The sequence below is a fragment of the Pseudomonas chlororaphis genome (genome assembly GCA_001023535.1).
Lineage (GTDB): Bacteria > Pseudomonadota > Gammaproteobacteria > Pseudomonadales > Pseudomonadaceae > Aquipseudomonas > Aquipseudomonas chlororaphis_E.
This window is the reverse complement of record CP011020.1, coordinates 5,985,153-6,007,383: the sequence shown is the minus strand read 5'-3', so window position 1 is coordinate 6,007,383 and position 22,231 is coordinate 5,985,153. Positions and strand designations below refer to the sequence as shown.

At 61.7% G+C, this 22,231-nt stretch carries 22 protein-coding genes and 1 tRNA gene; 18 read left to right on the top strand and 5 right to left on the bottom strand.

Translation table 11 applies throughout. From position 1 onward, the window contains the following. Positions 1–56: 56 nt before the first annotated feature. The gene (locus VM99_26220) at positions 57–1,490 is read right to left on the bottom strand and encodes a peptidase M48 (GenBank protein AKK01383.1); all 1,434 of its coding nucleotides are present in this window, start codon (positions 1,488–1,490) and stop codon (positions 57–59) included. A gap of 98 nt (positions 1,491–1,588) precedes the next feature. On the opposite strand from VM99_26220, the gene VM99_26215 reads away from it, so the two are divergent. Both VM99_26215 and VM99_26210 read left to right on the top strand, forming a co-directional pair. Then, positions 1,589–1,828: a response regulator SirA gene (locus VM99_26215; GenBank protein ID AKK01382.1), complete on the top strand. Its 240-nt coding sequence runs from the start codon at positions 1,589–1,591 to the stop codon at positions 1,826–1,828. A 30-nt stretch (positions 1,829–1,858) separates the two neighbouring features. Then, positions 1,859–2,929 carry a permase gene (locus tag VM99_26210; GenBank protein AKK01381.1) on the top strand — a complete coding sequence of 357 codons (1,071 nt, stop codon included), beginning with the start codon at positions 1,859–1,861 and terminating at the stop codon, positions 2,927–2,929. Between the two features lie 138 nt (positions 2,930–3,067). On the opposite strand, the gene VM99_26205 is transcribed toward VM99_26210, so the two are convergent. After that, the gene (locus tag VM99_26205) at positions 3,068–3,541 is read right to left on the bottom strand and encodes a peroxiredoxin (GenBank protein AKK01380.1); all 474 of its coding nucleotides are present in this window, start codon (positions 3,539–3,541) and stop codon (positions 3,068–3,070) included. Between the two features lie 10 nt (positions 3,542–3,551). Then, positions 3,552–4,112, bottom strand: coding sequence for a glycine cleavage system protein R (locus VM99_26200; protein ID AKK01379.1), 561 nt, complete (start codon positions 4,110–4,112; stop codon positions 3,552–3,554). A gap of 317 nt (positions 4,113–4,429) precedes the next feature. Between VM99_26200 and VM99_26195 the strand changes: the two genes are divergently transcribed. From VM99_26195 to VM99_26160, 8 genes are all read left to right on the top strand, one after another. Further along, positions 4,430–5,308 (top strand): dihydrodipicolinate synthase, encoded by an 879-nt coding sequence (locus VM99_26195; GenBank protein AKK01378.1) that lies wholly within the window; start codon positions 4,430–4,432, stop codon positions 5,306–5,308. A gap of 17 nt (positions 5,309–5,325) precedes the next feature. Further along, a complete protein-coding gene (locus VM99_26190) occupies positions 5,326–6,441 on the top strand; it encodes a lipoprotein (GenBank protein AKK01377.1) in 1,116 nt (371 codons plus the stop codon). 4 nt (positions 6,442–6,445) lie between these two features. Continuing rightward, positions 6,446–7,204: a beta-lactamase gene (locus VM99_26185; GenBank protein ID AKK01376.1), complete on the top strand. Its 759-nt coding sequence runs from the start codon at positions 6,446–6,448 to the stop codon at positions 7,202–7,204. 27 nt (positions 7,205–7,231) lie between these two features. Then, on the top strand, positions 7,232–7,945 hold the full coding sequence (locus VM99_26180) for a phosphoribosylaminoimidazole-succinocarboxamide synthase (protein AKK01375.1): 714 nt from the start codon (positions 7,232–7,234) through the stop codon (positions 7,943–7,945). An 83-nt stretch (positions 7,946–8,028) separates the two neighbouring features. After that, positions 8,029–8,118: transfer RNA gene (locus VM99_26175), tRNA-Ser, on the top strand. Between the two features lie 165 nt (positions 8,119–8,283). Further along, positions 8,284–8,565, top strand: a complete 282-nt coding sequence (locus VM99_26170; protein ID AKK01374.1) for a Phd-YefM — start codon at positions 8,284–8,286, stop codon at positions 8,563–8,565. 10 nt (positions 8,566–8,575) lie between these two features. Next, entirely contained in the window at positions 8,576–8,860 is a 285-nt protein-coding gene (locus tag VM99_26165) for a plasmid stabilization protein (protein AKK01373.1), read from the top strand. 401 nt (positions 8,861–9,261) lie between these two features. Then, positions 9,262–10,896 (top strand): chemotaxis protein, encoded by a 1,635-nt coding sequence (locus tag VM99_26160; GenBank protein ID AKK01372.1) that lies wholly within the window; start codon positions 9,262–9,264, stop codon positions 10,894–10,896. Between the two features lie 42 nt (positions 10,897–10,938). Here the strand turns inward: VM99_26160 and VM99_26155 are convergent, their stop codons facing one another. Continuing rightward, on the bottom strand, positions 10,939–11,130 hold the full coding sequence (locus VM99_26155) for a hypothetical protein (GenBank protein AKK01371.1): 192 nt from the start codon (positions 11,128–11,130) through the stop codon (positions 10,939–10,941). 338 nt (positions 11,131–11,468) lie between these two features. On the opposite strand from VM99_26155, the gene VM99_26150 reads away from it, so the two are divergent. The 6 genes from VM99_26150 to VM99_26125 all read left to right on the top strand — a co-directional run bounded on the left by VM99_26150 (position 11,469) and on the right by VM99_26125 (position 17,538). Continuing rightward, the gene (locus tag VM99_26150) at positions 11,469–12,437 is read left to right on the top strand and encodes a bactoprenol glucosyl transferase (protein AKK01370.1); all 969 of its coding nucleotides are present in this window, start codon (positions 11,469–11,471) and stop codon (positions 12,435–12,437) included. A gap of 3 nt (positions 12,438–12,440) precedes the next feature. Then, on the top strand, positions 12,441–13,151 hold the full coding sequence (locus VM99_26145) for a methyltransferase (protein ID AKK01369.1): 711 nt from the start codon (positions 12,441–12,443) through the stop codon (positions 13,149–13,151). Positions 13,152–13,156: 5 nt separating this feature from the next. After that, positions 13,157–13,531 (top strand): sugar translocase, encoded by a 375-nt coding sequence (locus tag VM99_26140; protein ID AKK01871.1) that lies wholly within the window; start codon positions 13,157–13,159, stop codon positions 13,529–13,531. Continuing rightward, a complete protein-coding gene (locus VM99_26135; GenBank protein ID AKK01368.1) occupies positions 13,528–15,612 on the top strand; it encodes a membrane protein in 2,085 nt (694 codons plus the stop codon). Before VM99_26140 ends, VM99_26135 begins: the two co-directional genes overlap by 4 nt. Positions 15,613–16,148: 536 nt before the next feature. Continuing rightward, positions 16,149–17,072: a LysR family transcriptional regulator gene (locus tag VM99_26130; protein AKK01367.1), complete on the top strand. Its 924-nt coding sequence runs from the start codon at positions 16,149–16,151 to the stop codon at positions 17,070–17,072. Positions 17,073–17,172: 100 nt separating this feature from the next. Further along, positions 17,173–17,538: a 5-carboxymethyl-2-hydroxymuconate isomerase gene (locus VM99_26125; GenBank protein ID AKK01366.1), complete on the top strand. Its 366-nt coding sequence runs from the start codon at positions 17,173–17,175 to the stop codon at positions 17,536–17,538. A gap of 12 nt (positions 17,539–17,550) precedes the next feature. Here VM99_26125 and VM99_26120 read toward each other — a convergent pair whose 3' ends face one another. Next, a complete protein-coding gene (locus VM99_26120) occupies positions 17,551–18,474 on the bottom strand; it encodes a LysR family transcriptional regulator (GenBank protein AKK01365.1) in 924 nt (307 codons plus the stop codon). Positions 18,475–18,985: 511 nt separating this feature from the next. Here VM99_26120 and VM99_26115 point away from each other — a divergent pair. After that, the gene (locus tag VM99_26115) at positions 18,986–20,368 is read left to right on the top strand and encodes a glutamine synthetase (GenBank protein AKK01364.1); all 1,383 of its coding nucleotides are present in this window, start codon (positions 18,986–18,988) and stop codon (positions 20,366–20,368) included. Positions 20,369–20,559: 191 nt separating this feature from the next. After that, a complete protein-coding gene (locus VM99_26110) occupies positions 20,560–22,209 on the top strand; it encodes a membrane protein (protein AKK01363.1) in 1,650 nt (549 codons plus the stop codon). Positions 22,210–22,231: the final 22 nt, after the last annotated feature.

The window sequence follows — 22,231 nt, the reverse complement described above, 5'->3', positions numbered from 1 at the left end:
AGCAAGCCCGCTCCCACAAGGGAGCTGTGCTGGGCCGTAAACCTGGCGTCGCAGCCTTACCCCATCATGTCCTTGACCATGCGTTCCTGTTCCATGAGCTCCCGTTGCCGGGCGTCGATGCGTGACGACAGCGGGAAGTTGGTGCCGGCGCGACGTTTGGCGAAGTCCAGTTGCTGGATGGCCTGGCGGTAGTCGCCAACCAGCGCGAAGTACTCGGCACGCGCCTGATGCAAGCCAATGATGTTGCCCGACAAGCCGCGAGTCTCTGCCACCATGTACCACACGTCCGGGTCGTCCGGGCGGGACTTGAGCAGCGTTTCCAGGGCCTTCTCGGCGTCGGCGGGGCGGTTTTGCTTGAGTAGCAGGTCGACCCGTACCTGGTTGAGGGGGTAGTTGCCTGGGTATTGCGTCAGCATCCGATCGACGCGCGATTGTGCGTCGGCCAGCTTGTTGCTGGTGATGTCCAGGTCAACCTGGGCCAGGTTGTAGATGATTTCGTTGGGTGATTTGGCCAGTAGCGGCTTGAGGTTTTCCCGGGCCTCGTTCAATTGGCCGCCCTTGATCTGCGCGATCGCCAGGCCATAGCGCGCCACGTCGTTCTTCGGGTTCTCATCCAGCTGCGCCCGGAAGCGCTTGGCGCCCAGGCCCGGGGTTTCTTCGTAGATCAACTGGACGCGTGCGCGAATCAGTTGATAACGCACGCTGTCCTCGATGCCGCCCGGCTTGGCCTGTTCGGCGCGGTTACGGGTGTCGGCGATCCGGGATTCGGTCACTGGGTGAGTCAGCAGGAACTCCGGAGGCCGGGCGTCGAAGCGGTACTGGCGCATCAGGCGCTCGAACATGGTCGGCATGGAGCGCGGATCGTAGCCGGCCTTCTCCAGGTTCAGGATGCCGATACGGTCGGCCTCCTGTTCATTCTGGCGGGAGAAGCGCCGCTGTTCCTGGATGGCGGCTGCCTGGGTCCCGGCGATGGCGGCGATGCCGGCGTCACCGCCACCGGCGGCGGCGATCACGATGCCGGTTAACAGCGCCGCCATCATCGGCACTTGCATGCGCTGCTGGGCTTCGACGCCGCGGGCGAAGTGGCGTTGCGACAAGTGCGCCAGTTCGTGCGCCATGACCGAGGCGTATTCGCCTTCGGTCTGGGCGTTGAGGAACAGGCCGCCGTTGACCCCGACGATCCCGCCCGGCGCAGCGAAGGCGTTGAGTTGCGGGCTGTTGATCAGGATGAACTCCAGGCGCCGGTCATTGACCTGGCTGGTTTCCACCAGCTTGTAGACGCTGGTTTCAACATAATCCTTGAGCTGTGGATCGTTGAGCTGGGACACCTGGCTGCGCAACAGGGCCAGCCAGGCGCGACCCAGCTGGTGTTCCTGTTCCGGCGAGACGATGGCAGAACTGGCGTCGCCAAGTGACGGCAGGTCGTCGGCGAAGCCCGGTGAGGCAAGCAGGCAAGCGAGCGTCAGCAGGGTGGGGCGCAGAAATGTCATGCACGAAGCCTTAGTCGACAAAGACCTTACTGTAGCCGGACACCGGGCCCGGGACCAGATATTCTAGGCGGCTCAACGACCTGCCGCGGAGTGAACCGATGACCGATGCTGTAGCCCACGATGCCGAACTGGACGCCAGCGGCCTGAACTGCCCGTTGCCGTTGCTCAAGGCCAAGCTGGAACTCAATCGGCTGGCCAGTGGCGCGGTGCTCAAGGTGACCGCCACGGATGCGGGCTCCCAGCGTGATTTCCGCACCTTCGCTCGGTTGGCCGGTCATACGCTGCTGCGTGAAGAAGACGATAACGGCGTTTACCGTTACTGGCTGAAAAAGGCCTGAGCAATCGATGACGCTTCTTAAGGATTTTTAATGTTCAAGGTGTTACGCGACTGGATTCAACGCTACTTCTCCGATGAGGAGGCGGTGGTCCTGGCTGTCCTGCTGTTCCTGGCCTTCACCGCCGTGCTCACCCTGGGCGGCATGCTGGCACCGGTGCTGGCGGGGATGGTGCTGGCGTACCTGATGCAGGGCCTGGTCACCACCCTGGAGCGCCTGCGTTTGCCGGGCGCCGTGGCCGTCGGCTTGGTGTTCGCCCTGTTCATGGGCTTGCTGGTGCTGTTCATCGTGGTGATCGTGCCGCTGCTCTGGCACCAGTTGGTGACGCTGTTCAACGAGTTGCCGGGGATGCTCGCCAAATGGCAGTCGCTGCTGTTGCTGCTGCCCGAGCGTTATCCGCACCTGGTGTCCGACGAGCAGGTACTGCAGACCATCGAGGTGGTGCGCGGGCAGATTGGCAAGTTCGGTCAGTGGGCGCTGACGTTTTCACTGTCCAGCCTGCCGCTGCTGGTCAACATCATGATTTACCTGGTGCTGGTGCCGATCCTGGTGTTCTTCTTTCTCAAGGACCGGGAAATGATCGGGCGCTGGGTCCGGGGCTACCTGCCTCGCGAGCGCACGCTGATCACTCGGGTGGCCCAGGAAATGAACCGCCAGATCGCCAATTACATTCGCGGCAAAGTCATCGAGATTTTCATCTGCGGCGGCGTGACCTACATCGGCTTCGTGGCCCTGGGGCTCAACTACGCGGCGCTGTTGGCCTTGCTGGTGGGGGTTTCCGTGGTGGTGCCGTACGTGGGCACCGTCGTCGTCACCGTGCCGGTGGCGCTGATTGCGCTGTTCCAGTGGGGCTGGAGCGATCAGTTCATTTACCTGATGGCGGTCTACGGGATCATCCAGACCCTGGATGGCAACGTGTTGGTGCCGCTGCTGTTTTCCGAGGCGGTGAACCTGCACCCGGTGGCGATCATCTGCGCGGTGCTGCTGTTCGGCGGGTTGTGGGGGTTCTGGGGCGTGTTCTTCGCCATTCCCCTGGCAACGCTGTTCAAGGCCGTGCTGGATGCGTGGCCGAGCAAGGAGCCGGTGGTGGCGCCGTTGTTGTAGCGGTCACATCTGAATGAGTCGGTGAGGTTGATGGCGCCATCGCGAGCGAGCTCGCTCCCACAGGGATTGATTAACACCACCAATCCAGTGTGGGAGCGAGCTTGCTCGCGATGGCGCCAGTACAGTGCAGCGAGAACCTCAGGCCTTGTCGAGCGCCTGGGCTGCCGCCAGCACCGCATCCACATGCCCCGGCACTTTCACACCACGCCACTCCTGGCGCAGTACACCGTCCTTGTCGATCAGGAAGGTGCTGCGATCCACGCCCAGGTATTCCTTGCCATAGAGTTTTTTCAGCTTGATCACGTCGAACAGCTGGCAAACGGCTTCGTCCTTGTCGCTGATCAGCTCGAACGGGAATTCCTGTTTGCACTTGAAGTTCTCGTGGGACTTGAGGCTGTCCCGGGAGACGCCGAACACCTCGGTGTTGGCGGCCTGGAACTGCGGGTACAGGTCACGGAACCCCTGGCCTTCGGTGGTGCAGCCCGGCGTGCTGTCCTTCGGGTAGAAGTAGATCACCACCTGCTTGCCTTTCAGGGCCGCGAGGCTGATGGTCTGCCCGCTGGTGGCGGGCGCCTGGAAATCGGTAACCGGTTGGTCGACGGCAACGGCCATGAACGCTTCCTTACATTGGGTTTTGTGGACGCCACGGTTCGATCAGCGCATCCAGATTCATCGCGTCGGCGAAGTCCAGGAACTGATCGCGCAGCCAACTGATCTGGGTGCCGGCCGGCAGGGTCACGGTGAACGTGGCATTGAGCATGGTGCCGCCGGTCTGGGGTGCCTGGTAGGTGTCGCAGGTCAGGTTTTCCAGCTCGACGTGGTGGTCCATGAAGAATTGGCACAGCTCGTTGATGATGTCCGGGCGGTAGGCCGAGCTCACGTAGGCCACGTAGGGCAGAGCCTGGGGACGGTTCTCCAACGCGGCGCTGCGCACCACGTTGACGGTGAAGGCGTGCTTCTTCGCCAACACGGGGAGGCTGCCTTCCAGGCGAGCGAGGGCGTCCCAGCTGCCGGAAATTTCCAGCACGAGCGCACTGCATTCGCCGTGACGAGTCAGGCGTGAGGTCACGACGGCGCAGCGATTTTCATGGCTGGCGCGGCACAGGACGTTAGTCAGCTCCATGGGGTTGGCGCCAAGGGCACTGATAACAAGGAATTGTTCGCGGACTGTGGGGGTGGACATGCAGCATTCCTAAAGCGATGAGCGGTCGGTACTTTTTACAGCCCGGTACGGCGCCAGGCCCCGGAAAAGCGCACGGCCCAGGCCCAGTGTCCGGGGTTGCGCCGTGTTCCGCGATGGCAGCAACGGACCGGGACAAACGCAGGATCGGGGCTTGTGGCGACGAAAACGGAGGCTGGAAACCGGCGTACGAGCTTATCGGTACCGATCAAAGCCTGAAGGGTAGCGAAAACCATCGCCAAGGGGAATGGTAGTTCGCTTGTACAAGCATCTTGGCGCCAGTACCATTACCGCTCTCTTTTTCCGGCAGGAGCGGTTTCATGATTGCGGGCAGTATGGTGGCACTGGTCACACCCATGGATGCACAAGGGCATCTTGACTGGGCCAGCCTCAGCAAACTCGTGGACTTCCACCTTGAAAACGGCACCCATGCCATTGTCGCCGTCGGCACCACCGGCGAGTCGGCCACCCTCGACGTCAACGAACACATTGAAGTCATCCGGGCCGTGGTCAAGCAGGTCAATGGCCGCATCCCGGTCATCGCCGGCACCGGCGCCAACTCCACCCGCGAAGCCGTCGAACTGACCCGCAATGCCAAGGAAGCCGGCGCCGATGCCTGCCTGCTGGTTGTCCCGTACTACAACAAGCCGACCCAGGAAGGCCTGTACCAGCACTTCAAGCACATTGCCGAAGCCGTCGACATCCCGCAGATCCTCTATAACGTTCCCGGCCGCACCTCCTGCGACATGCAGGCCGAGACGGTGATCCGCCTGTCCACCGTGCCGAACATCATCGGCATCAAGGAAGCCACGGGCGACATGAAGCGCGCCAAGGCGATTCTCGATGGCGTGAGCGAGGATTTCCTCGTGCTGTCCGGTGACGACCCGACCGCCGTCGAGCTGATCCTGCTGGGTGGCAAGGGCAACATTTCCGTGACTGCCAACGTCGCCCCGCGCGAAATGGCCGACCTGTGCGAGGCCGCGCTCAAGGGCGACGCCGAGACCGCCCGGGCCATCAACGAAAAACTGATGCCGCTGCACAAGGACCTGTTCATCGAGGCCAACCCGATTCCGGTGAAATGGGCCTTGGTCGAAATGGGCCTGATGCACGAGGGTATCCGCCTGCCACTGACCTGGCTGAGCAACACCTGTCATGAACCGCTGCGGCAGGCCATGCGCCAGTCCGGCGTCCTGGTTTAATTGAGGAAGTACAACGCATGAAGCGAATGGCCGGACTTTCCGCACTTGCCTTGATTATCTCCAGCACCAGCGGCTGCGGATGGATCTGGGGGCCGGAAGGTTACTTCCGCGACCGTGGTAGCGATTACCTGCAGGCGCAACAGACTGCACCGATGCAATTGCCGCAAGACGTCAACGTCGCCAAGCGCCTGGATCCGCTGCTGCCGATCCCGCGCAACGTCGCCGACGACACCGCCAAGGGCGAATACGTCGTCCCACGCCCGCAGCCGCTGTCGGCCGTGGCCGAGGCCAGCGACTACACCTTGCAGAAAAGTGGCGATTCCAGCTGGGTCATGGGCCAGCATCCACCGGCTGAAGTCTGGCCCGTGGCAATCCAGTTCTTCCAGGACAACGGTTTCCGCCTGGATGAACAACGCCCGCAGACCGGCGAATTCACCACCACCTGGCAGCGCGCCGATGAACTGTCCGCGGCCATGGGCAAGCGCCTGAGCGCCGCCGGTGTCGCATCCGACGCCGAAACCCGCGTGCGGGTGCGCATCGAGCCTGGCGTGCAGCGCAACACCAGTGAAATCTATGTCGTCAGCGCCGAGCGTCCTGCCGGCAGCACCGCCGACGTGGCCTTCACCAACCGTTCGGTCAACACCGGCCTCGACGCAGCACTGGTCGATGACATGCTGGCCAGCATGAGCCGTACCGCCGAGCAGGGGGGTTCGGTTTCGATGCTCGCCACCCGCGACTACGACACGCCAAGCCGCGTCAGCCTGAGCGAAGACGGCAGCGGCAACCCGGTGCTCAACGTCGGCTCCGACCTGGACCGTGCCTGGTCGAGTGTTGGCCGTGCATTGGAGCAGGGCGAATGGCGAGTTGAAGATATCAACCGCAGCCTGGGCCTGTACTACATCAACCTCGCCGAAAAAGCCGAGAAGAAAGACGAGAAGCCGGGCTTCTTCAGTGGCCTGTTCGGCAGCAAGCCGGACAAGGACGAAGTTGAAGCCCGTGCCGAGCGCTATCAGGTTCGCCTGAGCAAGGTGGGTGACAGCGTCCAGGTGACCGTCGAGAAGAACATCAACACCGTGGCGCCGGCCGAAGTGGCTCGTAAAGTGTTGAGCGTGATTCAGGACAACCTGGGCTGATCCGATGCGTTTTGCCGTTCTCGGCAGCGGTAGCCAAGGGAACGGCACGCTGGTCGCCAGCGCCGGTACGTATGTGCTGGTCGATTGTGGTTTCTCCCTGCGGGAAACCGAGAAGCGCCTGTTGCGCCTGGGTGTGCATCCGGCGCAACTGAGCGCGATACTCGTGACCCACGAACATGCCGACCACGTGCATGGCGTGGGTTTGCTGTCTCGGCGCTACAATCTGCCGGTGTACCTGAGCCGTGGGACCCTCGGCGGCCTGCGCAAGCCCATCGAACCGGCGGGGTTCGTGGCCGGTGGCGAGCAATTGCGCATCGGCTGCCTGGACATCAGTGTGGTCAGTGTGGCCCATGATGCCCGTGAGCCGACGCAATATGTGTTCAGTGACGGCGAGCGGCGCTTCGGCTTGTTGACCGACCTGGGTTCGTATTGCGACAGGGTGATGGACAGTTACCGCGACCTCGATGCCTTGATGATCGAGTCCAACCACTGTCGTGACATGTTGGCGCGCGGGTACTACCCGTATTTCCTCAAGCAGCGGGTCGGCGAGGAACACGGACATTTGAACAACCACCAGGCCGCGTTCCTGGTGGCCGAGTTGGGCTGGCAAGGCCTGCAACACCTGGTCCTGGCCCATCTGAGCAGCAAGAACAACCTGCCGCAGCTGGCCCGGCAATGTTTTGTCGACACCCTTGGGTGCGACCCGGACTGGCTGCAACTGGCCGATCAAGATTCAGGGCTCGACTGGCGACATATCGCCTAGCCCACTACTTAGCAAGCGGAGCCCATCATGGAAAAACGTGAAGAACTCTACCGCGGCAAAGCCAAGTCGGTTTACAAGACCGACGACGCCGACCGTTTGATCCTGCTGTTTCGCAACGACACCTCGGCGTTCGACGGCAAGCGCATCGAACAGCTGGACCGCAAGGGCATGGTGAACAACAAGTTCAACGCCTTCATCATGCAGAAGCTCGAAGCCGCCGGCGTGCCGACCCAGTTCGACAAGCTGCTGGGCGACAATGAATGCCTGGTCAAGAAGCTGGACATGATCCCGGTCGAGTGCGTCGTGCGTAACTACGCTGCCGGCAGCCTGGTCAAGCGCCTGGGCGTGGAGGAGGGCATGAAGCTCAACCCCTACACCTTTGAATTGTTCCTGAAGGACGACGCCAAGGGCGACCCGTTCATCAACGAATCCCACGTCGTGGCATTCGGCTGGGGCACCGCCGAGCAACTGGCGCGCATGAAGGAACTGTCCCTCAAGGTCAACGAGGTGCTGAGCAAGCTGTTCGACGACGCCGGCCTGCTGCTGGTGGACTTCAAGCTCGAGTTCGGCGTATTCAGCGACGGCTCCATCGTCCTGGGTGACGAATTCAGCCCGGACGGCTGCCGCCTCTGGGACAAGGCCACCAAGAAGAAAATGGACAAGGACCGCTTCCGCCAAGGCCTCGGTGATGTCATCGAAGCCTACGAAGAAGTCGCCCAACGCCTGGGTGTGCCGCTGTAAACGACGCAAGCATCTGATAGCACGGAAAAAATTTCGCTCGGGGGTTCGCTTCCGGCGAATGTGCTGGTATGATGCGCGCCACTGGAGAGATGCCGGAGTGGCCGAACGGGACGGATTCGAAATCCGTTGTACTGGCGACAGTACCTAGGGTTCAAATCCCTATCTCTCCGCCATTATTGAATACGATTAAGCCCCTGAAATGGTTGAACATTTCAGGGGCTTTTTCGTTTTTCGGGTTTGAGTGATTCTAGTGCGCATTGTTTTGCGCATTACTTTACGTATACTCAGGGTGCGCGCCTAAGCAGCGACGTTAACAAATGAATTGAGGCAACTAGCGCATGAGTGCACTTCTAGACCGAGCTGAGCAGGCAGTCTCCGCTACCGCGATGGTTCGCGGTTTCAGTGCGAAATTGAAGGAAGTCACCAGTGGGGAGGTCACCCACCTGGTGATTTTCAAAGACAACGAGCCGGCTGCTGTGTTGGTAGGCGTAGATGCCTATCAAGCCCTGCAGGATGAGCTTGAGGATCTGCGTGCCGAGCGCCTGGCCATCGAGCGTCTGGCAACCTTGGACGAACAGAACACGGTAAGCCTTGAGAGTATGGAGGCTTGCTTCAAGTAGGCAGCAGCTAATGAAATGGAGCGTCCGATTTCACCGCGATGTTGAACATGACTTGAAACAGCTGGGCAATGCCAAGGCGAAACAAATCCTGAAGGTGATACGCGAGCGTATTTCAGAAGGAGAGCCCGAGAAGATCGGTAAGGCCCTTCGTGGAGCGCTTGCCGGTTATCGCCGAATTCGGACGGGTGATGTACGCATCGTCTATCGCATCAACGGCACCGAAATTATCTTGGTCCTGTGTGTAGGCGCAAGACGCGACGATGAAGTTTATGAAGTCGCCAACCGTCGAGTCTGACCAAGCTCTTGTTTTGACATAATTGATAGCACCAAGCCCCTGGAAATGAACATTTCAGGGGCTTTTTCGTTTCTGGCGTTTGATTTTCAGGCGGTGATCTCGTCACAACGCCACGGACTTGGGGCTAGCGCTGATCAACGCTACCCGCTACCCGATTTGCCAGCAGTTCGCCCAGATCGATCACCTGCTGAATACCCATCGCCGCATGCCGCCGTGACCCTTCAAGGTCGAATACTAAAGGTACCGCTTCACAGCCCTGCGGGGGGCAAGCGCCCTCGCCACGCCAATTCCCAGCGTAATCCTCTGTGCATGTCACCACCCTGTGACAATTGCGCTAATGTCTCTCTAGCAGAAGGCTTGCCTGCCGATAGGTAAGACATACCCTAAAAAGGAGTGACCTCATGCCACGGTTCTTCGCCGATCTGGGCTTTCGCTGGAAAATCACCCTGCCCATTGCTTTCCTGGCGTTGTTGCTGGTGTTGATGGGGTGGTCGGGGATGCGGGGCATTGGCCAGGTGACGGAGTCGAGCACGCAATTGACCAACCGTTATCTGCCGGCGATCAGCCTGCTGCTCAACGCCGATCGCGACCTTTACCAGGCGTTTGTCGCCGAACGCAGCCTGCTGGGGGGCAATGCGGGGGAGCATCTGGAGGCGTTGCGGGCCAGTCATCGGGACAACCTGAAGCAGGCTTATGATCGCGTACAGAAATACGCCTCGATGCAACCGGGGGCCGATGCGATGGCGCTGGTCAGTCAGTTCAATGACCGCTTTGCCCAGTGGTCGCAACTGTCACGGCAGGTGGTCGAGCAGGCGGCAAGCAATCCACAGGCGGCCAGCGCCCTAAGTTTCGGCGAGGGTGAAAGTAAGTTCGATACCATGCGCGATGCCATCGACAAGCTCGGTGAGTTGGAGGATGCCGCGTCGCAACGCGAGGGGCAGGCGGCAATTGATCATGGTGAAGCGGTGGGAGTGCAGCAGGGCGGCATTCTGTTGATTGGATTGCTCGGCTGCATGGTGTTGATTGCGGTCTTGCCCTTGGTGGTGTTGCGTCCGATGCGGCGCTTGCTGCACCGCGTCGAGCAGATTGCCGAGGGCGGCGGCGATCTGAAGGGGCGCCTCGAGGTGGGCTCGGCGGATGAGCTGGGCCAGCTCGGCAGTGCTTTCAACCGTTTCCTCGACAAGCTGCAACCGCTGATTGCCGAGGTGGGCCGGGTGTCCGGTGAGGTCGATTCAGCGGCACGCGCCATGGCGAAGATGGCGGCGACCAATGATCAACTGATCAGCAGTGAACATGCCGCCCTCGACCAGGTCAGCACCGCCGCGACCCAGATGAGCGCCGCCGTACACGAGGTGGCCCACAATGCGGTGAGCGCGTCCGACGCCGCACAGCAGGCCAGCAGCCAGTCCCGTGAGGGCACCGAGGTGGTCAACAGCACCATCGACTCGATTCGGCAACTCGCCCAGGAAGTGGAAAGTGCGTCGTCTACCATCGAGGCCTTGGCCCAGGAAACTTCCAGCATCGGCGCCGTGCTGGAGGTCATCCGCGGGATTGCCGAGCAGACCAACCTGCTTGCGCTGAACGCAGCCATTGAGGCCGCTCGGGCCGGCGAACAGGGCCGCGGTTTCGCTGTAGTAGCGGACGAAGTCAGGGCCCTGGCGGCGCGCACCCAGGATTCGACCAAGGACATCCAGGTTCGCATCGAACGCCTGCAATCGGGCGTCGCCAAGGCCGTCCAGGCCATGCAGGTAGGCAGCGGCAAGGCCCGCGACAGTGTTGCGCAGGCCGCCGGGGTCGATCAGGTGCTCAGCGGTACCAGCGGCTCGATCCAGCGGATCAACGACATGGCTGCGCAGATCGCCAACGCCTGCGAGGAGCAGAGCAGTGTCACCGAGGAAATCGCCCGCAATATTTCCGATATCCGTGATTTGTCCAACGAAGCGGCGCAGAATTCCGCCCAGAGCATGCAGGCCAGCCAGCAGCTTTCCACCCTGTCGAAGAACCTGGCGCAATTGACGGGGCGTTTCCGCGTTTGAGGCCGTGGCCCCGGGATCGTGCGTCCTGGAGCCCTCCAACGGTCAGATCTCCTTTACGGGTGTCTCGCCCTGGACGTTCTTGATCAGCCCGATGGCATGCATGCAGTCGGCCTTGTTCACATAGGATTCGCCGCTGGCGATCGTTTCATGGTTGCCGGCCCTCAAGCGCCAGCGCCATTGGCCTTTTCCGGTGCAAAGGGTGCCGCGGGTTTGCCGGTAGATTTCAAAATACATCGATTCGCTCCCTGCGATGATTCAGTCAAGACATGTGGTGCACATGTGGCTCACAGCCTAGCCAAGCGGCCGGATTTGGCTACGTGAAAATCGTTTCCATTGGTTATCAGGTATGTCCGGGCGCAGGCTCTGGCAAACGGCTCGACCATGAGTGGAAAACAAGTCATGTTGCGGCCGGCGAGTCTGTGGCAAGTTCCGGTTTCATCCTTGCGTTGCCCTGACCGGTCCTGCTTAATACGGTTCGACACGGGCCTCCTCCAATGAGGGCCTGGGGGCCGGTAACCTGAGGTGGGGCTGTCCGACAGGTCCGAAAACACTATAAGAAAAAGAGCCATCAAGTGACTGAATATCCAGGAACGGATCTGCAAGGACGTCTAGCGCTTTCGCTTGTCATACCGGTTTACAACGAAGTCCAGTCCATTGACTTGTTCATCACCAGGATCGACCAGGTCTTTGTCCATGAATCGCTGGTGGACCTGGAGCTGGTGTTCGTCAATGACGGCAGCGTGGACGACACCCTGGTGCTGCTGCTGGAACGGCAGAAGACCGACCCGCGTATCCGCGTTGTCGACCTGAGTCGCAACTTCGGCAAGGAGGCGGCATTGAGCGCTGGCCTGCAAGCCGCGCGCGGCCAGGCGGTGGTGCCGATCGACGTCGATCTGCAAGACCCTCCCGAGGTCATTCTCGAAATGATCACGCACTGGCGCAACGGTGCCGAGGTGGTGCTGGGGCACCGGGTCAACCGCGACTCCGACTCCTGGGCCAAGCAGGTTTCCGCCAACAGCTTCTACCGCCTGCACAATAAAATCGCCGACCACAAGCTGCCGGAAAACGTCGGTGATTTCCGCTTGATGGATAGGTGCGTGGTCGATGCCTTGCAGACGTTGCCCGAGTCCCGGCGCTTTATGAAAGGGCTGTTTGCCTGGGTCGGGTTCCGCACCACCTACGTCGATTACGTCAGGCCCGAGCGTGCCGCCGGCCAGAGCAAGTTCAACGGCTGGCGCCTGTGGAACTTCGCCCTCGAAGGCATCACCAGCTTCAGCACTGAACCGCTGCGCATCTGGACCTACCTGGGGCTGTGCGTCTCGCTGGTGTCTTTCGCCTTTGCGGTGTTCATCATCCTGCGCACCCTGATTTCCGGCATCGACTTGCCAGGTTATGCCTCGCTGATGGTGGCGGTCACGTTCCTCGGTGGGTTGCAATTGATCGGCATCGGCGTGCTGGGGGAGTACCTGGGCCGCACCTACATCGAATCCAAGCGTCGACCGGTGTTCCTGGTGCGACGCATCTATGACCCTAAGGACTGAACCGTGGATCTCAAGGAAACCGATATCCTGGGGCCCGATATCGGGCAGCACTGGTATTACCGTTCCAAGGCGCTCGCCATGCGCCACCTGCTCAAGGGCATTTCGGCCCGTACGTTGCTGGATGTGGGCGCCGGGTCGGGGTTTTTTTCCCACCATCTGCTGACCCATACCGACACGGCTCAGGCGTGGTGCGTGGACATCAGTTACCCGGACGATTCCGATGCCACCACCGCCGGCAAACCGGTTCATTATCGACGCGCCATCGACACGCTGGACGCCGACCTGGTGTTGCTGATGGATGTGCTGGAGCATGTGGACGACGACGTCGGGTTGCTCAAGGGCTATGTCGACAAGGTGCCGTCCGGCAGCCGTTTCCTGATCACCGTGCCGGCGTTCCAGTTTCTCTGGAGCGGCCACGACGATTTCCTCGAACACAAGCGCCGCTATACCCTCGGGCAATTGGAGGGCGTCGTGGCGCAGGCCGGGTTGCAGGTGCAGCAAGGCGCCTATTATTTCGGCCTGGTGTTCCCCATTGCCGCCGGCCTGCGGCTGGTGCAGCGCAGCACGTCCAGCGAGGCGCCCAAGTCCCAGCTGGCGCGGCATCATCCGTGGGTCAACGGTGTGTTGAAGGCCTTGTGCAGCCTGGAGCGCCCGTTCATGGGCGCCAATCGTCTCGCCGGCCTGACGGTGTTCTGCCTGGCGCAGAAGCCGTGACCTGGATGCATTCGCCGTTGCTACGCCGTGCCCTGCGTTTCGGCCTGACGGGCCTGCTCGTCACCGCGATACACGTGGTGGCCGCCGTGGCGTTCATGCACCTGGTCATGGCCAACCCACCGCTGGCCAATGGTTTCGCCTTTATTGTCGCCACTCTCGTTTCCTACCTGATCAACACCCTGTGGAGTTTTTCCAGCCAGTTGCAGGGTCGCACCCTCGCTCGTTTCGTGGTGGTGTCGATCGGCGGGTTCTGGCTGGCGATGCTGGTGGCCTGGGTGGCCCAGAGCGCCGGCCTGGACTACCTGGCGGGCATCGCGGCCGTGGCGCTGATCATCCCGGTGTTTACCTTCATCCTGCACAATTTCTGGACCTATCGATGACCGCTCGCGGCCGGCACTACTCGCTTTCCCTATTGCCCCTGCTGCTGGGTGCGCTGGCATTTCTGCTGGTCATCGGCCCTCGGGTGCTCGACCCGACGAACATTGCCTGGCTGGGGGAGGGCGATGCGGCGACCCACTACATGGGCTGGGCCTTTTTCCGCCATTCGCCCTGGACTTTTCCACTGGGCATGAACCCCTCCTATGGGCTGGAGTTGGGCAACGGGATCATCTTTTCCGATTCCAACCCGCTGCTGGCGTTTATGTTCAAACCTTTCAGCGCCTGGCTCCCGGACACTTTCCAGTATTTCGGTTTCTGGTTGCTGGCCTGTTTTGTCCTGCAGGCCTGGTTCGCCTGGAAGCTGACAGGGTTGTTGTCGTCCTCGGTGTGGGTGCGGTTGCTGGGGACCGGCCTGTTCGTGTTTTCGCCGCCGATGTTCCTGCGCATGGGCGGGCACCTGTCGTTGTCCGGGCATTTCCTGATCCTGGCGGCGCTGTACCAGGCGCTGCGCCCCGGTACAGAGAAGAGTCGGCTGGCGTGGGGGGCGTTGCTGGCGGCAACGGCGTTGGTGCATGCGTACCTGCTGGCGATGGTGGCGTTGATCTGGCTGGCGGACCTGGCGACCCGAACCCACCAGGGCACTTTGTCGCGGCGCCGTGCCGGGATCGAGCTGGCGGGCCTGTTTCTGCTGGTTGCGTTCTGCTGTTGGCAGGCGGGTTATTTCAGTGTGGGCGGCGGGACCGTGGCGGGCGGTTATGGCCTGTATCGCCTGAACGTCATGTCGCTGGTCAACCCCAGCGGCTGGTCGCATGTGTTGCGGGATATCCCCCAGGGGCCGGGGGATTACGAAGGCTTCAATTACCTGGGCTTGGGCATCCTGGTGCTGGCGATCTGCGCGGGCGTGGCCCTGCTGCAAGGCAATACGGGGCTGGGCAGGGCCGTGCGTAACCGGTGGTTGTTGCTGGTGGCGCTGATCGGGCTGACGCTCTTTTCGCTGACCAACCACCTTGGCATCGGCCTGCTGGAGGTGCATTACTGGCTGCCCAAAAGCCTTGAACAAGCGGCGAATGTGTTTCGCGCGGCCGGTCGGATGTTCTGGCCGGTGTTCTACGCCATCGTGTTTGTCGTGATCTTCCTGGTGATCCGGGGCAACAGGCCGCGGGCGGCGGCATGCCTGCTGGCCATCGCCCTGGTGGTCCAGGTCCTGGATACCCATGCCGGCTGGGCTGGCCTGCGCAAGAACCGGATGCAGCCCGCCGCGTCGAGTTGGCCGACCTCGATGAGCGATCCGTTCTGGGCCAGTGCAGCCGGGCATTATTCGAAGGTCCGCACGTTGATGCCGCAGAATCAGCCGGAAAACTGGTTGCTGACCAGTCAGTACGCCCTGAGCCATGGGCTGGGAACCGACGGCGTTTACCTGGGGCGCATGGGCACCCGCGAGATCGAACAGGCCCAACGGCGCGCCGACCAGATGCTTGCCAGCGGTGAGTATGAGGCGGACTCGCTGTACATCCTCGACAGCCGCGCCGCGCTCCTGGCGGCGAAAACCGTTCATCGCCAGACCGACCTGCTGACCCGTGTCGATGGCTTGGTGGTCCTGGCACCGGGCTGGAAGTCCTGCGCCCAGTGCCGGCCATTTGCCGATGAGACGTTGGATGTGCAAGCCCGGCTTGGTGAGCGCCAAGTGTTCAACCGCGCCAATGCGATGCTGACCAGTGGCTGGGGTCGTGTCGAGGATTGGGGCACCTGGGCCGAAGGCATGGCGGCTGAGGTGGTGTTACGCGTACCACCCCAGGCCCGCGGGATTGCCATTGAAGCGGCGGCCTTCATCCAGCCCCGGCATACGAGCCAGCGGGTCGAGGTTTCGATCAATGGTATCGCGGTGCTGTCGACGCGGCTCACTCGCTTGCAGGACAACACCCTCGAGCTGCCGCTGACACCCGCCATTCGAGAGGCGATGGAAGTGGAAGGCCAGGTGCGCGTGCAGTTCCATTTGCCCGATGCCATCAGCCCCAAGGCGCTGGGGTTGGGGACGGATGAGCGAGTCCTGGGGTTGGGGCTGAAATCCCTGACAGTGAACTGAATACTCATCCTGTAGGAGCGGGCCTGTGGGAGTCTGCCCGCGAAAGCGGTGTGTCAGTCGGCGGAGATGTTGGATAGACCGGCCCCTTCGCGGGCAAGCCCGCTCCCACAGATTGATCGTTGGCGGGCACGAGATGTGTGTTCACCGTAGATCCCCGGTGGGAGCGGGCTTGCCCGCGAAAGCGGTGTGTCAGTCGATGGAGAGGTTGGCCAGGCCCGGCCCCTTCGCGGGCAAGCCCGCTCCCACAGGTTGACCCTTGGCGGACACAAGATTTGTGTTCATCGCACATCCCTTGTGGGAGCGGGCTTGCCCGCGAAAGCGGTGTGTCAGTCGGCGGAGATGTTGGCTAGACCGGCCTCTTCGCGGGCAAGTCCGCTCCCACATTTTGGTCGTTGGTGGGCACGGGATGTGTGTTCACCGTAGATCGCCGGTGGGAGTCTGTGGATGATTGCAACCCCGCGCTTGGACCTTTTGTGGATAGACGCGCAACCCTCGGCGTTTCTACACTGCACCCAGTTCGGGATTGGGAGCTGTGGATGAATCGCAACGAATTGCGCAAGGCCGACATCAACCTGATGGTGGTGTTCGAAACGCTGATGCTCGAACGCAACGTCACGCGGGTGGCGGAGAAGTTGTTCCTGGGCCAGCCGACCATCAGCTCGGCCCTGAACCGTTTGCGCAAGATGTTCAACGACCCGCTGTTCATTCGCGTCGGCCATCGCATGGAGCCGACCGCCCGAGCCGAGGAGATCATCCGGCATTTGTCGCCGGCCCTGGACTCGCTGTCGGTGGCCTTGAGCCTGACACACGATTTCGATCCCGCCAGCAGCACCATGACGTTTCGCATCGGCCTGTCGGACGACGTCGAGTTCGGCCTACTGCCGCCCTTGCTGAGCAGCCTGCGCCAGGAAGCGCCGCAAATCGTGTTCGTGGTCCAGCACGTCGACTACTGGCGCATCCCCGACCTGCTGGCATCGGGTGACATCACCGTGGGCATCAGCCAGACGCGTGGGCTGCCGGCCAATGCCAAACGCAAATTGTTGCGACACATCCAGCCCCGGGTATTGCGCGCCGATGCATCGGACACGCCGCTGACCCTCGACGAATACTGCGCGCGCCCGCATGTGCTGGTGTCCCACACCGCCAACGTGGCCGGTTTTGCCGACGAGTGGCTGGCCGAGATCGGTCGGACGCGCCAGGTGGTGCTGTCCGTGCCGCAGTACAGCGCGTTACCGGCGCTGCTGGCGGGCACGGACCTGATCGCCAGCCTGCCGGATTACACCGCCGCGGCAATGGCCGCATCGGGCCAGTTGTTCAGTGAACCTTTTCCCTTCAAGACCCCCACCCTGGACTTGTCCATGGTCTGGCTGAGCCATGTCGACAGCGACCCGGCCGAGCGCTGGCTGCGATCCCGGCTGGAGGCGTTCATGGGCGAACGCATCGCGCCAGGGCGTTCCTGAGCTCGCCGGACGACGAAACAAAAAACTGCCGCACAGACGAAAGTCGAGCTATGGTTGCCAGGTTTCATCACCTCGTCATTCTCGAACCGGAGTCGAATACATGCCCCACCTGCACATGGAGTACACCGCCAACCTGCCCGAGCTCAAGCCCGAGGTCGCCCTGTTGCGCCTCAATAATGCGCTGGTGGCGTCCGGTCAGTTCGCGGCGGAGTCGGACATCAAGAGCCGGGCCATGAAGGTGGAAACGTTTCGGGTCGGCACCGGTCTGGGCGAGCGCGCTTTCGTGCACGTGAAGCTGGCGCTGTTGAGCGGTCGCTCGCCGGAAATCAAGAAGCAACTGGCCGACAGCCTGCTGGCGGTGATCCAGGAGCTGGGTCCTTGGCCGGAAGGCGTGTCCGTGCAACTGTGTGCGGAAATCCTCGACATCGATCGCGGCCCGTACGCCAAGGCCTTGATCGAGCGTTGAGCGTCGGGCGCCTTACCCGGCGCAGGCCTTGATGATCTGTTCGCGCAGCCAGGCATTGGCGCTGTCCTGGTCGGCGGCCTGGCTCCATTGCATGTTCAAGGTAAAACCCGGCAGCCCCTTGGGCACTTCGTGGTGATTGAAGATCGCCTCGTTCGCCAGCAGTTTCTGGATGCGGCGAGGCAGAGTCAGGATGAAGTCGGTGCCGGTGATCATCTTCAGCGCGGCGCTGTAGCTGTTGGCTCGTGCGGCAATCTGGCGCTGGTGCGCCTGCTGCGACAGCCAGCCGTCCACCATGTTGCTGGATGACATCCAGGGTGTCGGAAAAACGTGCCGGCGCTGTACGAATGATTGAAGGCTCAGTTGCGGCTCCAGTGGCGTCGCCCGCTTGTCCACGACACACACCAGCTCTTCCTCCAGCAACTGCCGGGATTTGAAGTCGGCGTGGTTGCTGTGGAAGTTCGGACCAAAGCAGATCACCAGGTCGAGGCTGCCGTCTCGCAGTTCTTCGGCAGGAATATCGGCTTCGAGCTTGTGCACGTTGACCACCACGGGCAGGTCGGCGTAGTCGAAGTTTCGCAGCAACTGCGGCAGGATCACGTGCTCGAAATACTCCGGCGCGCAGATATTGAACGTGATGGCCTGCCGGGTCGGATCGAACGTTGGCGTACCGGCGTGGCACAGGTTGATGCTTTGCAAAATGGCGCGCACGTGGTCGTACATGCCCTCGGCCTTGTAGGTAGGACGCATGCCGGTGCGGGTGTTGATAAACAGCTCGTCTTCGAAACAGGTTCGCAGTTTCTTCAGGCAGTAGCTGACAGTGGACTGGCTGACACACAGCGCCTCGGACACGCCGGTGACGCTGCTTTGCTCGTACACGGCGCTAAACACCATGAGGTCTTGCATATCGAGCTTTCTGAGGGAGTTACTGTTCAGCATCCTTTCTGTCTCTCGCTGTGCTCCTTGCGCGGATCTTGCGCAAACCAGGCTGATGATCGTAACGGAACGATGGTCCCAAGAGAATGCCGGGCAGGCCGTTTCACGGTCGGCAGTGGGACACATAATGTAGGGAATACGACGCGTCGATCAACGCCCGGGTCGATGATTCATTGTTTAGCTCGGCCCGATCCGAACTCCATCAAATCAATGTTTAACGTCTGTAGGTTGTCGTGGGACGCTGCTCGGACCTGTTTTTCAGTGATGCGCTCATGGACGGTTGGCCTTCAGCAAACCCGTACTCGTCACCGACTGCCCTGGGGCCGCGCTGCGTCGCGACGCCCTCGCTGAGCGCGCTGCCTTCGGAACTGGCCTTCTGGGCACTCTGGCATTGTCGCCATGCCCGGCCTCCGGACTGCCGTATTTCCTGTTGATCCCTTCACGGTGCTTGCCCATGCGAGCACGGGTTGACGGCGCCTGGGCGCCTGTCCGACATGACCATACGAGCCTTGTGATGAACCTTGCCAAGACACCCTTCGCGTCAGTGCAGCACGCCGACGCCTTCCTCACCGAAAACCCCGATATCGAACTGTTCGAGCTGTTCATTCTCGACAACAACGGCGTGCCTCGCGGCAAGTTGTTGCACCGGGACGAATTGCGGGCGGTCTACACCAGTGGCCGGCCGCTGCCCAGCACGATTCTCGGGCTGACCCTCAATGGCGACGACGTGGAAAACTCCGGGCTGGTGTGGGACGTCGGCGACATCGATTGCCGGGCCTATCCCCTCAGCGGCAGCTTGCAGCGCCTGCCCTGGCGGCTGATCCCCACGGCTGCGGTGCAGGTCAGCATGCACCCCGAGGAGGGAATGCCCGCGACCGTCGCCGATCCGCGCTACCTGCTCAGCCGGGTGATCGCGGCCTTGCAGGCGGACGGCTATTACCCGGTGATGGCGGCGGAGTTGGAGTTCTACCTGCTGGACGCGCAACGCGACAGCCAGGGGCGGCCGCAACCGGCGCGGGATGCTGACGGTGCTCGCCCGAGTGCGACCCAGGTCTATGGTTTGCGTGAGCTGGAACAGATCGAACCGTTCCTGGCGGACCTTTATGCCGCATGCAAGCTCCAGGGGATTCCCGCCCGGACCGCGATTTCCGAGTACGCGCCGGGCCAGGTGGAGATCACCCTCGAGCATCGCGCCGATGCCTTGCAGGCCATGGACGAAGCGGTGCGCTACAAGCGGCTGGTCAAGGGCGTGGCGCATAAACACGGCATGGCCGCGTGCTTCATGGCCAAGCCTTTCGCCCACTTGGCAGGTTCCGGCCTGCACATGCATGTCAGCCTGGCGGACGAGAAGGGCCACAACCTGTTCGCCAGCGAAGCCGCCGAGGGCACGCCGTTGTTGCGCCATGCGGTGGGCGGGATGCTCGAAACCTTGTTCGACTCGTTGCTGATGTTCTGCCCGAACGCCAACTCCTACCGACGCTTCCAAAGCCACAGCTACGCGCCGCTGGCGGCGACCTGGGGCGTGGACAATCGCACCGTGAGCCTGAGGGTGCCGGGCGGTCCCGCTTCGTCCCGGCACATCGAACACCGCATCTGCGGCGCAGACGCCAACCCGTACCTGGCGGCCGCGGCGATATTGGCCGGTATCCATCACGGCATACGCCAGCAGTGCGATCCCGGGGCGCCTGTCGAAGGCAATGGTTATGCCCAGGCGACCGCGTTGTTGCCCACCGACTGGCTTACCACCCTGAGTGCCCTGGAGGCATCGACCTGGGCGCGGGAAGCGTTTGGCGATGAGTTTCTCAATGTTTATCTAGCGGTCAAGCGCGCCGAGTACCGCCAGTTCATGGGGGAGGTGGGCGAGCAGGACTGGCGTTGGTACTTGCATCACGCCTGACGCCCGGGCAAGCCGCGCGGGGCATGCGCCCCGTGCGGCGTGTTGCTTAAAAAATTATTTAATAGCAACTTTTTCACGAAAAATTGATGGTGGCCTACTTAAAGTTTGTGTTGCCGTAGGGAATGAATTTTTCACATTCACCTGCGGCACTTCTTTTTCAAAGAGCAACTTTCAGGAAACCGTCAATCATCATGCCGACTATTAAAGCCGTGCGCCCGGAGTGGGTGACACTGGTGGCCAGTGCCTTCTTGTTAGTGGGCTTCAACATTGTGCTCTGGCAACACTTGCTGGCGATCACCACGGCGGACGCCCGGGGCCTGCTGATGTGCCTGGCCTTTGGCGTGATGATCTTCTGCGCCTTCAACCTGGTGTTGACGCTCGTGGCGTTCCGGCCGCTGCTCAAGCCGGTGTTGATATTGCTGTTCATGATCAGCGCCGGCGTGGCCTATTTCATGGCGCAGTATGGCGTGCTGATCGATGCCGGGATGCTGCGCAACTTTGCCGAAACCAATGCCACGGAAGTCCGCGACCTATTGTCGCTGAAGTTGTTTGCCTACATCGTCTTACTGGGTGTCGTGCCGTCCTGGTTATTGTTCAAGACACCGATCAACTATCGTCGCTGGCCAAGGGAGTTATTAAGTAAGTTGTTGGTCGGCGTGGCGTCGGCGGCGGTGATCGGTGGCGTCGCGTTGGTCAACTACCAAGGGTTGTCGTCGTTGTTTCGCAACCACCACGAATTGCGCCTGATGGTCGTGCCCAGCAACTACATCGGGGCGACCGTCGGCTACTTGCGCGAACAGGTCGCGTCGGCCAAGCAACCCTTCATCGCCGTGGGCGAGGACGCCAGCCGCAACCCGGCCTGGCAAACCCACGGGCGCAAATCCCTGACGGTGCTGGTGGTGGGGGAGAGCGCCCGGGCCGAGAACTTCGGCATCCTCGGCTACAACCGCGACACCACTCCGAACCTGGATAAGGAAGCCGGCCTGATCGCCTTCACCGATGTGCATTCCTGCGGGACCGAGACCGCCGTGTCGGTGCCGTGCATGTTCTCCAACATGGGGCGCAAGAACTACGACGCCAGCAAGGCCAGGAATGAAGAAGGCCTGCTGGACGTGCTCAAACGTGCCGGGCTGGAGGTGATCTGGCGCGACAACCAATCCGGCTGCAAGGGCACCTGCGACCGCGTCACGTTGCAGGATGTGAGCAACCTCAAGGATCCGGCGCTGTGCGCCAACAGCGAGTGCCGCGACGAAATCCTGTTGCAGGGTCTGCAGCACTTCATCGACAACCTCGACAAAGACACCGTGCTGGTGCTGCACCAGATGGGCAGCCACGGGCCGGAGTACTTCAAGCGCTACCCCAAGGAGTACGAGCACTTCACTCCGGTGTGCGAGAGCAACGCGCTGAACAATTGCAGCCGCGAGAGCATCGTCAACGGCTACGACAATACGTTGGTGTACACCGACCATGTGCTGTCGACGCTGATCGACCTGCTGCGGGCCAACCAGGACAAGGTCGACACGGCCATGCTCTACCTGTCGGACCATGGCGAGTCCTTGGGCGAGTACAACCTGTTCCTCCATGGCACGCCCTACATGCTCGCCCCGGAACAACAGAAGCACGTGGCGATGCTCGCCTGGTTTTCCGACAGCTATCAGAAGGCGTTCTCGGTCGACACCCATTGCTTGCAACTGAGCCGGGAGAAACCCCTGAGCCAAGACAACCTGTTCCATTCGATGCTCGGGCTGCTGGAGGTCAGCAGCAAGGTCTACAACCCGGACCTGGACCTGTTCGCCAATTGCCGCGGCGCGGTCATCGACGGCGTGTTGGCGCGCGAATGAGTGCCTACACCTTTTTTTCACG